Consider the following 10539-nt stretch of genomic DNA (forward strand, 5'->3'; position numbering starts at 1 on the left):
TTTTATTTTCCACTACCTATGAAATAAATTTCAACATCATGTAAAAGTTTTTCACATACTGCTGAATCAGTGCTTTTTTCTACTACTAGGTTGATGTGATTTTTGGTATCTCTAAAGCTACCTGCAGATTTTGAATTTTTTAATTCTAGTTTTTGATTATCTTTCAGGTATTTGATGGTTATTACAAACTTATGTGCTGCACTTGCTTCACCTAGATTAGTTTCTATTAAAACATTCATATTAGATGCTTTTGCTAGGGTTGCTTGGGTTTTATTAATCACTTCTTTCATTCTTCTATTTAGCTCTAAAATTCTTGAAATGAATTTATTATCTATACTTTCAAATGCGATTTTTAGTTTATTCATGATTTCTTGATTAGTTGGTTTATCAGGAGCTACATACACCATATAAAGGCCGTTTTTAATATCTACTTTAGTGCTTTTTGTATCACGCCCACTACCAAAAATTTTAATATAAATGGCATTATCAAGATATACTCTATCTATCATAGGCCCATAAATTTCATATTCTCTTTTTCTTACGATTACTTCTCTTGCGGCTACTTGAATTTTTACTGAACAATCATGAATTATAGGTTCCATTTCTTTTTTTATTTCAAGTAGTTCTTTAAGCATTTTCCATCCTTGTGATATTTTTATATAAATTATAACAAAAAAAAATTGAATTTTTTTGTTAATTTTAGTTTGTGATATTTTTATATATTTTTGATTTTAAATTAAAAGTTTAAGGAAAAAAATGAAAATAAAAACTATAGTTTCAAGTTTAGTTTTAGCAAGTGCTTTATTTGCTGCAAATTCTCACCATGCTCATCATGGAGCTTCTGGAAGTATTTCATCACAAATCATGATGAGTATGCATGAACCTATGATGAAAAATCCTTTAGTACAAAGCAATGATATAGAAAGAGATTTTTTAGCTAATATGATCCCACATCATCAAGGTGCTATTGATTCATCTAAGCTTTTATTAGAACATACTAAAAGTGAAGAGATGAAAAAAATCGCTCAAAATATCATCAAAGCTCAAGAAAAAGAAATCCAAGAATTTCAAGAAATTCTAGATAAAAATCTTTATACAAAAACTCAAATTGATGAAGAAACTTATAAAAAATTTGTCCAAGAAGAAAAAGAGTTAATGCAAAAAATGATGATTTTAATGAGTTCGGTTAAAGAAAGCAAAAACATTAATAAAGACTTTCTAGAAGCGATGATAGCACACCATCAAGGTGCGGTTGATGCTTCAAAACAAATTTTATTTTACTCTAAAGACAAAACTATCACTGATATAGCGAAAAAAATCATCTTAGATCAAGAAAAAGAAATTCAAGAATTTACAAATTTATTAAAATATATGTAAAAATAGGTAGTTTGGTAAAACTACCTAGATATCATTTTGCATTTTCATAGATCATATTAAACATTGTATTTGCTATTTTGTCTTTGAAATCATTATTTTGAGTAAATTGTCTAAAAAGCTCTAAATTTAAATTTAAAAGATCTTGAATTTTGTCTTCTAAAATTTCATCAAATCTAATGCGCGAATTTTGCATACCTGATTTGTTAAAAGTTTCGCGTATTTCTTCATTTTTTGCTATATCATCTTTTATATCATATAAGATTTTAGCTATTTTGTCGCTTTCGTTAAAGTCTATATTTGCGTATTTGTTGTTAAAATCTTTGATGATGTTTGAAAGCTCTTCTAATTCAGCTTCGGCACTTTTGCTCGAACCATCTGCAAAAGAAGGTTTTAGCTCTCCATTTCCTTGTAAAATGATATCTTGTGTTTTATTAAGTTGTAAGCGATAACTATCAAAATCCACATTATCTAAAATTCCTTTAGCTAAGTCCTCTGGTTTAGGTAAGATAATCTTACTAGTAAGTTTTTTAAGTAGTATATAAAGCTTTTCAAGTTCTATATCTTCATAGGGTAATATTTGAGCTAAAAAAGAATACTCTTTAAGATAAGTCCTTGCTTTATTATAAAAATCTAATTTTTCATCATCACTTTTTTGATCAAATCTAGTTAACATTGTGTCTAATTTTGAATGAATGACATTTTCTTTTTCATTTTTTAAAATGGCATTTGTAAAATCATCTATTTCTTCTTGGGTGTAAATTTCATATTCATTTAGATTTGCTTTTAAATCAAAAATTCTATTATCATCTGTAGCTTCACTTAAGTAAGTTTGCTCATAAAATACACTAAAAGATTTTGCTATATCTTCATGGGTGTTTGCAAAGTCTAGTACGAAAGTATTTTCTTTGTTTTTGCAAGTTCGGTTTAGTCTTGATAGAGTTTGCACTGCACTTACTCCGCTTAATGCTTTATCTACATACATCGTATGTAATAATGGCTCATCAAATCCGGTTTGGTATTTTTCCGCAACGATTAAAAAACGATACTCATTTTTTTTAAACTCATCTTTTAAAGCATTTTCTGAAAAACCATTCAAACTACTTTCGCTATAAATTTCACCTTCTAAATTTACTTCACCTGAAAAAGCCACTATAGCTTTAAAATGTGGATAATTTTTTCTTAAATACTCTCTAAAAACAAGATAATACTTCACAGCATTTTCTCTTGAGCTTGTTACAACCATAGCTTTTGCTTTGCCATTTATCTTTTTAAAACTATTTTGGAAAAAATGCTCACACATGATTTGTGATTTTTGTTCGATTGTTTTTATATTGTTTTGGACATAGGCTTTTAGTTTTGCGTTTGCTCTTTTTTTATCGTATTTTGGATTGTCATTTGTGCAAGATATGAGTTTATAGTAACTTTTATACGTTGTATAGCCTTTTAATACATCAAGTATAAAACCTTCTTCTATGGCTTGTTTCATCGAGTAAAGATGAAAAGGGATAAACATTTGCTCTCCATTAACATCACAAGGCATACCAAACATTTCTAAGGTTTTTGGCTTAGGCGTAGCGGTAAATGCAAAATAAGAAGCATTGCTTTGGAGTTTTTTATTTTTTATGATTTCTAAAATTTCATCATCTAAATTTTGATTTTCATCATAGCTTTTGCTTCTTATGACTTCAGCCATTTTTTGAGCATTGCTTCCACTTTGGCTAGAGTGTGCTTCATCGATGATGATAGCAAAAGTTTTGCTTTTTAAGGTTTTGATCTCATCTAAAATGAAAGGAAATTTTTGTATGGTTGTGATGATGATTTTCTTACCTTCTTCTAAAGCATTTTTAAGCTGTTTGCTTCCATGAGTGATGGCTTCGACTAGGTCTTTTGTCTTCTGTGAAAAAGATTTTACATTTTCTCTTATTTGCCTATCAAGCACTTTTCTATCGGTTACTACGATGATAGAATCAAAGATGTTTTTTTCAAGTCTATGTAAGCTTACGAGATTATGTGCAAGCCAAGATATAGAATTACTCTTGCCACTTCCTGCACTATGTTGTATCAAGTAGCGTTGCCCTGTGCCGTTTTCTTTTGCATGGGCGAGTAGTTTTTCTACTACATCAAATTGATGGTATCTAGGAAAGATGATGATTTCTTCGTTTTCCTTTTTCACAACTTGTACAAAATTAAAAAATAAATTTAGCAAAGTATCTTTTTTAAAGATTTTTTCCCATAAATAAGCTGTTTTTATACCATCACTTGGTGGGTTGCCTGCTCCATTTGCTAAGCCTATTTTGCCACTACCATTGTTTAAACCAAGATTAAAAGGCAAAAACGTAGTCGCATCTTGATCTAATTTTGTACTCATATAGCAAAGATCATTATCTAGTGCAAAATGCACTATAGTAAGGCTAAATATAGCTTCTTTTGGGTTTCTGGTTTTTTTATACTGATCTATAGCATGGAAGACATTTTGTCCGGTGAAATGGCTTTTAAGTTCTATAGTGATAAGGGGCAAGCCATTTAAAAAGATCACCATATCAAGGGAGTTTTTATTTTGTGTGCTATAGTGAAGCTGGCGTATGATAGAAAGGTTGTTTTGCTCGTATTTTTTCACGCTTTCTTCGTTTGCGCTAGTGTTTGGTTTTGAAAAGGCTAGGTAAATTTTAATGCCTTTGATCTCCACATAGCTTTGTAAGACTTTGACTATGCCTTTGGTTTTGATCTGTGAGAAAATACGATTAAAAAGTTCTTTTTTATAGTTTTGCCCACAACGCTTTTTAAGCTCTTCGAGTGCTACACTTTGCGTAGCTTGTAAAAAATTCTCAAAAAGCTCTACATCTAAACATAAATTTTTATCGTAATTTTCATTTGTTCTTTTGATATAGCCATTATTTTCCAATAAATATGATTCTATGAAATTTTCTAAATCTTTCTCTTGGTAGTTAGTCATTGTTTTCCTTGTTTTACCAAATTTTTACACTTTTATAATCGTAAAAGAAAATTTGCTTTTTATTTTCTTCTAAATTATTGTTTTTTTCAATAAAACTATTTAAGTCATTTTTGCCTTTTTCTAAATTTGAAACTCCAAAATATATATTTATAACTTTACTTTTTAATATAGCATCTTGTATATGTTCATCGTTTGATTTTAACATTGTTCCAAAAATAATTAAATTTCCCCCTATAGAAGATAAACTTTTATAGCAATGATTTAGATATGCATTGTGGATAATTTTTGCTTTTTTCTGTTTTGATGTACCTTCTGATACAAAAACTGGATATCTATTATTGTTAAGTTCTTCTGTAATTTGCTCTTTTAATGGTTTACCTGTTCTTGAATATGTTTTTTTAATTATTTCATTACCACTATCAAAAATATGTAAAGCTCCATGCAGATAGAAACATGTATTTTTACGAGAATTATTATCAAATACTACATCATATCCATTATCGCTATTGTGAAAACCATCAATAAATTTTACTTTATCTTGTATTAATTTATCATTTATTTTTTCTCTTAATTTTTCAGTAGTCCAATATAATAATAAATCATAATTTAATGAATATATATTCCTATATTCTTTTATAAAATTTATAGTTGAATTAAATTTATTATCCGAAATTTCTGTTATTTTTTCTGGGTGATTATTTGTAACAATATCAACTAAAAATTGTTTTAATTTTTTAGAATCATCTAATAATTGCTTACATAAACTTTCATTCTGGGTATAAATTTCTAAAATTTTAGAAGTATTTTCTAAGATTTTAACAACTTCTTCAAAATCACTAGTATTATTATTTTTAAATATTTGATGAATATTTGAATTTTCTTTTATAATACCTTTATCAATAGCACTTTGCAACAAACTTGTAAACGAGAAACGATTTTTATCATAAGCCATACTAAAACCATTTCCTAAAAGAAGGTGTCTTTTTTCATCTGTTTGTTTTAAAACTTCATCGTATGTCAATAATTTATTTTCCATATTTTTCCTTATGATTTATTGTTTTTCACCTATAGCACTTTTTAATTTATTTAATCTTTCTTCTCTTTCTTTTGGTTTTGTAATAATTTCTCCTACGATAAAATTAATCATTTCAAAAAGAATATTTGCAATTTCTGAATTATCATTAATATCTAATTCAGAAGGGTGAGAAGCCTTATTGCCAATCAACCTGATAGAATTCATAGCTTCTTCTAAACTCTCTTTTTGTTCTTGATAAAAATTTCCAATATTTATAATTTCTTTGATATCTTCATTAATATTTCTATTTTTTAATCCATTATATATTTGAATATTTTCTTTAAGATACTTCATTAATTCTTGCAAGGCTAGACGCAATAAAGCACATGAAGCTCTAGGAGAGTCACCTAAAACTAAAGATGCTTCTTCATAAATTTCTTTAACATTTTCAGGCATATTTTCTTCAGGAGGAATAGCAACTTCCCTTGGAAAGAATATTTTCGGATTTTCATCTTTTAAATACCAAATAACACTCCTTTTACAAAGATAACAAGTAGATTCAAAAAAAGAATATCCTTCTACTTGTTTTATAGTTATAGTATTCAAAATATTTCTTTCTAAAAAATCATCCCATTGCATACTTGAATATGCTCTACAATGAGGACAATTAAATGCTTTTCCTTTAAAAAATGGTTTAATATATTTATTCATAATTTAACCTCCAAATTATAGTTAATTTAGTTCTTTCTAATCCTACCGCATATGGCTTGGTTTATGAGTGCGGTTTTGTATTCTTTTATGAGTTTTATTTGTTTTTCGGTTTTTTCTATCAATAAATCTATTTTTTTACATTTTTCATCTAAAAAATTTGCGATTTGTTCTTGCTCTTTTAATGGTGGAAGTGGAATTTTAAGATTTTTAATTATATCTTGACTAATATTTGGTTGTCCGCCTCCACTTCCCATTGAAATAAGTTCTTTTTTATATCTATTAAATAAATAAAACAAATAAAAAGTATTATACCAAGCACTTTTTTCCAATACACAACAGGCTTGATTAACACAGGCATTCACTTTTAATATAGCCGTTTTTCCAATAGTTGCTCCATACATTGCTATAATTAAAGAATCTTTATCAAAAATTTTTAAAACCGAATAATCATCAAGAGCATCTTGAGTTATTTTTCTCTTACTATCTTTCAAAAAGCCATCATTTAAATCTCCTGAGTTAATCCAAACAATTTGTCCTCCTTTGTAATATTTATCATTACCACTATCCGGAGTAGTGCCGCTACTTGTTTTTAATATTAACCCAAGTCTAACTACTTTCCAATGCTGTGGAATTTCTCCGAGATATTCTATGCCACTATCTTTAAAATTTACATTTTTATCAAGTCCTTTTGTGATGGTTTCGTTTATCAAGGCTTGCTTTTGTTCTTTTAAAAGGTTGATGAGTTTTTCTTTTTTCTCTATGAAATTTTTAATTTTTTCGCATTTTTCATCTAAAAAATTTGCGATTTGTTCTTGCTCTTTTAATGGTGGAAGTGGGATTTTAAGATTTGCTACCACTGATAAGCTAATATTGTTTTGGGTAGTCATACTAGAAAGGATTGTTACATAATTTGTGGTATTGCATAAATAATAAAATAAAAACTTATAAAATACTAATTTATGATTTGATTGAATACCTAAAATTGCTTGATTTGTTGTCAATATTTGATCAGAATAAGCAATTTTTCCTAAAGACGCATAAATAGAATAAAGAATAGAAAATGGTGGAATTAATTTTGCAGATGAAGATTTTAAACCATTTTGTGTAATATATCTTTTGGTATCTGTTATAAAACTTGATTTTGTTATATCTTCAATAGATACCCACAAATACCCATCTTTTTTATTATTTGTCCAATAATCTAAATTTGATGTATCAGGTGTGCCTCCTCCAATAATTTTTTCTACAAGATATTTCAGTGTTACTACCTCCCAATGCTCTGGAATTTCCCCAAGCCATTCTATACCGCTATCTTTGAAATTTTTCATTGCATGATCTCTTTTAAAAGATCTTGCACTTCTTTTTCTAGCTTTTCTAATTCGCTGTTTATTTCTTCTAGTTTTCTTGGTGGAGTATAGGTATAAAAGTATTTGTTAAAAAGTATTTCATAACCCACACTGGCACTATCCCAAGCTATCCAAGAATTTTTCACATAGGGTTTTACTTCTGTGTCGTAGTAGCTTTGTATGTTTGTTTTGAGTGGGATTTTTTCTGTATTGTTGGTTTTGTCACTATCGATGATGAGGTTTTCTTCGCTTTTTTTGAGTTTTACACCTAAAAAGCTTATGAATTCGTTTCTATCTTCAAAATCTTGTGGGTTTTGCTCTAACTCTTGTAATTTTTCTAAGATTTTGTCTTTATCTTTGAGTTTTGCAAATTTTTCATCTTCTTTTAAAACTTCTATACTTTTTGGTTTTTCTATGGTGATTTTAATATAGCCAAAGTCTTCATTGTCATAAATTTTGCAGTCTTTGTTAGAAACATTTTCTAAAAATAACTTAGTGATTTTTTCTATATGTTCTTTTGTCATTTCATTTTGTTTAGAGCCTAAAGACTTTTTCATTTTTGAAAAATACTCTTCGCTTGTAGCGTTTATAAGCTGGACTTTGCCTTTTTTATGTTCTGGCTTTTTGTTGGTGATGATCCATATGAAAGTAGGAATTCCTGTATTGTAAAACATATTTGTAGGTAGAGCGACTATAGCTTCAAGATAGTCTTTTTCTATGATGTGTTTTCTTATGGCTACCATGCCACTATCTGAGTTAAAAAGTGATGAGCCATTATGCACGCTTGCGATGCGAGAGCCTAAAGGGGTATCTGTTTTCATCTTGCTAAGCATATTGAGCAAAAACATCATTTGTCCATCGCTTTTGCTTGTGATACCTACGCTAAATCTTGGGTCATTGCAAGTTGAGTTTGAACCTTTCTTTTCTACACCTAGAATTTTTTGATCATTTTCCCAAGACTTGCCATAAGGTGGATTGCTAAGCATGAAATCAAATTTTTTATCTTGTTGATCATTACTTAAAGTGGAGCCAAATTTTATATGATCTGGATCTTCGCCTTTTATTAGCATATCTGCTTTGCATATAGCGTATGTTTCGGGGTTGATTTCTTGTCCGTAAAGATAGATGTTTGCTTTTGATTGTATAAGACCATCAGGATCTGTGATGAATTCTTTTGACTCTGTGAGCATTCCACCGCTTCCGCAAGCATTATCATAAATAAGCCATGTTCCTTTTTTGATCTGTTCTTTTACGGGTAAAAATACAAGATGTGTCATAAGCTCTATGATCTCTCTTGGAGTGAAATGCTCTCCGGCTTCTTCGTTGTTTTCTTCGTTAAATTTACGAATGAGCTCTTCAAAAACATACCCCATGCCAAGATTGCTTAAGCCTTTATGGATAACATTTCCTTTTTCATCTAAGATATCTTCTATACCAAAATTTACCCTAGGTGAGCAAAATCTCTCTATCACTCCAAAAAGTATGTTTGATTCTTCTAGGGTGTCAAGTTGGTTTTTGAATTTGAATTTTGAGATGATATCTTTGATATTTTCACTAAAACAATCCAAATAATTTTCAAAATTTATTCTGATATTTTTTGGATCATTTAGAAGGGTTTGTAGGCTAAATTTAGAATAATTAGAAAAGCCTAGGTTGTTTCCTTGTTTTCCACCTAGTATAAAATCTAAATTTTCAAATTTATCTTTATAAGTGTCGTAAGTTTTGAGAACTTTATCTTTTGTAGGTTCTAAAACCGCATCTACTCTTCTTATAATCGTCATAGGTAAAATAATATCGCGGTATTTGCCTTTTACATAAACATCACGAAGTAAATCATCTGCCACACTCCATATGAAGTTGATAATGGGTTGGAATTGACTTTGATTCATGATGTTTTCCTTTTATTTTTATTTATAATATATTATATAAAATCATCAATAAAAATCTTATAAATAGTTTTAAATCTATGCTTTGAATAAGAGAAATCGAAAGAAATAAAAAATGGTGGTCCGATTGAGTTTTAACTAATATTTATAAAGGCTTATTTTTAGATATTTACAGTTTTTTATATTTTTTAAAGAACCCCAAAAAGAACCCTATTTAAAATATAAAAAGGGGAGGGTCTCATTCCGCCACTATCCCCCTCTAGCAAAATTATATCTTCTTTTTTTAATAAGAATATTAAAATAAGCCAAAAATTTAAAGCAAAGCTATTTGTAGAATTTTTAATGCAGATTAATCAAAGGAGAGGGTCTCATCCCGCCACTATCCTCCTCTGATGAGATTATTATAACTTTTTATCCTGATAATTTAATAAGAAAATTTTTTATTTTTCTTTTTGGTTATTTTTATTCTCTTTTTAATTTTTATAAAAAGAGAATAAAGCGACATTTTATAGTAGTATTATATTAATTACAATACATACTTTTTAAGTATTTATGCATTCTGTGATTTATTTATTGATAGTTCTAAATTACTAACTAATTTAAATCTTTTATTTCATGTTGTAAATCCATGATTTGTGTTTGTAATTTCCAGTAGTCATCGTTAATATTTTTTTCTAGTTTTTGTACTTTATCTTCTTGCATGGTTTCTTGAAAAAGTGGAGAATAAAGTTGAGGATTTGTTTTTATATAATAGTTCAAATCTATTTCTGCTTCTTGTAATATTTCCATAGTAGTTAAACCATTTTCTATTTGTTTTTTTGAATTTGCACTAGATAAAATTTCAATTTCCATTTTTTCCTGTGGTAATACCAAAGTTATTAGATCTGACATTCCTAAAGTTTTGATTGTATTTGGATAATTTTCAGCCCATCTTTCTAATATTTTTAAAGCATAGTGAGAAATTTGTTTATTTATCCATAAATTATAAATTTGATGAAATGATGTTTCATTTAAAATAGATTCTAGTCTTTTTATATTTGGATAATTAAAATTCATAACATTCCTTTTTTTGATTTTTATTTAATTACAAGTATAAAATATTTTGTCTTATAAATATAAAAATTAAGATGAAAATTTTAGTAAAAGCAGGATAGCTATTTACTCCAAAAAATGACACCATTTTTTAAGTAAATAACAAAATATTCTCTGCGAGGCTCATAGAAAAAATGATTTTTTGAGATTATTTTTTTA

Annotated in this window: 8 protein-coding genes; 1 reads left to right on the forward strand and 7 read right to left on the reverse strand. The window is 28.1% G+C overall.

Annotated elements, in window-relative coordinates:
- Positions 1-2: 2 nt before the first annotated feature.
- Positions 3-635 (reverse strand): hypothetical protein, encoded by a 633-nt coding sequence (locus tag CAMP5118_RS01515; RefSeq protein WP_337216434.1) that lies wholly within the window; start codon positions 633-635, stop codon positions 3-5.
- Between the two features lie 121 nt (positions 636-756).
- On the opposite strand from CAMP5118_RS01515, the gene CAMP5118_RS01520 reads away from it, so the two are divergent.
- A complete protein-coding gene (locus CAMP5118_RS01520; protein ID WP_047208734.1) occupies positions 757-1377 on the forward strand; it encodes a DUF305 domain-containing protein in 621 nt (206 codons plus the stop codon).
- Between the two features lie 31 nt (positions 1378-1408).
- Here the strand turns inward: CAMP5118_RS01520 and CAMP5118_RS01525 are convergent, their stop codons facing one another.
- The 6 genes from CAMP5118_RS01525 to CAMP5118_RS01550 form a co-directional block, all read right to left on the reverse strand.
- Positions 1409-4330 (reverse strand): type I restriction endonuclease subunit R, encoded by a 2922-nt coding sequence (locus CAMP5118_RS01525; protein ID WP_337216435.1) that lies wholly within the window; start codon positions 4328-4330, stop codon positions 1409-1411.
- Between the two features lie 13 nt (positions 4331-4343).
- The gene (locus CAMP5118_RS01530; RefSeq protein WP_087684859.1) at positions 4344-5366 is read right to left on the reverse strand and encodes a DUF4917 family protein; all 1023 of its coding nucleotides are present in this window, start codon (positions 5364-5366) and stop codon (positions 4344-4346) included.
- A 15-nt stretch (positions 5367-5381) separates the two neighbouring features.
- Positions 5382-6056: a DUF4145 domain-containing protein gene (locus CAMP5118_RS01535; RefSeq protein WP_087684860.1), complete on the reverse strand. Its 675-nt coding sequence runs from the start codon at positions 6054-6056 to the stop codon at positions 5382-5384.
- A gap of 26 nt (positions 6057-6082) precedes the next feature.
- Entirely contained in the window at positions 6083-7384 is a 1302-nt protein-coding gene (locus tag CAMP5118_RS01540) for a restriction endonuclease subunit S (protein ID WP_337216436.1), read from the reverse strand.
- Positions 7381-9291, reverse strand: a complete 1911-nt coding sequence (locus tag CAMP5118_RS01545) for an N-6 DNA methylase (protein ID WP_337216437.1) — start codon at positions 9289-9291, stop codon at positions 7381-7383. Before CAMP5118_RS01545 ends, CAMP5118_RS01540 begins: the two co-directional genes overlap by 4 nt.
- 591 nt (positions 9292-9882) lie before the next feature.
- The gene (locus CAMP5118_RS01550; RefSeq protein ID WP_039668992.1) at positions 9883-10344 is read right to left on the reverse strand and encodes a hypothetical protein; all 462 of its coding nucleotides are present in this window, start codon (positions 10342-10344) and stop codon (positions 9883-9885) included.
- Positions 10345-10539 lie beyond the last annotated feature (195 nt).

Origin of the sequence: Campylobacter sp. LMG 7929, from assembly GCF_024723595.1 — a bacterium.
Classification (GTDB): domain Bacteria; phylum Campylobacterota; class Campylobacteria; order Campylobacterales; family Campylobacteraceae; genus Campylobacter_D.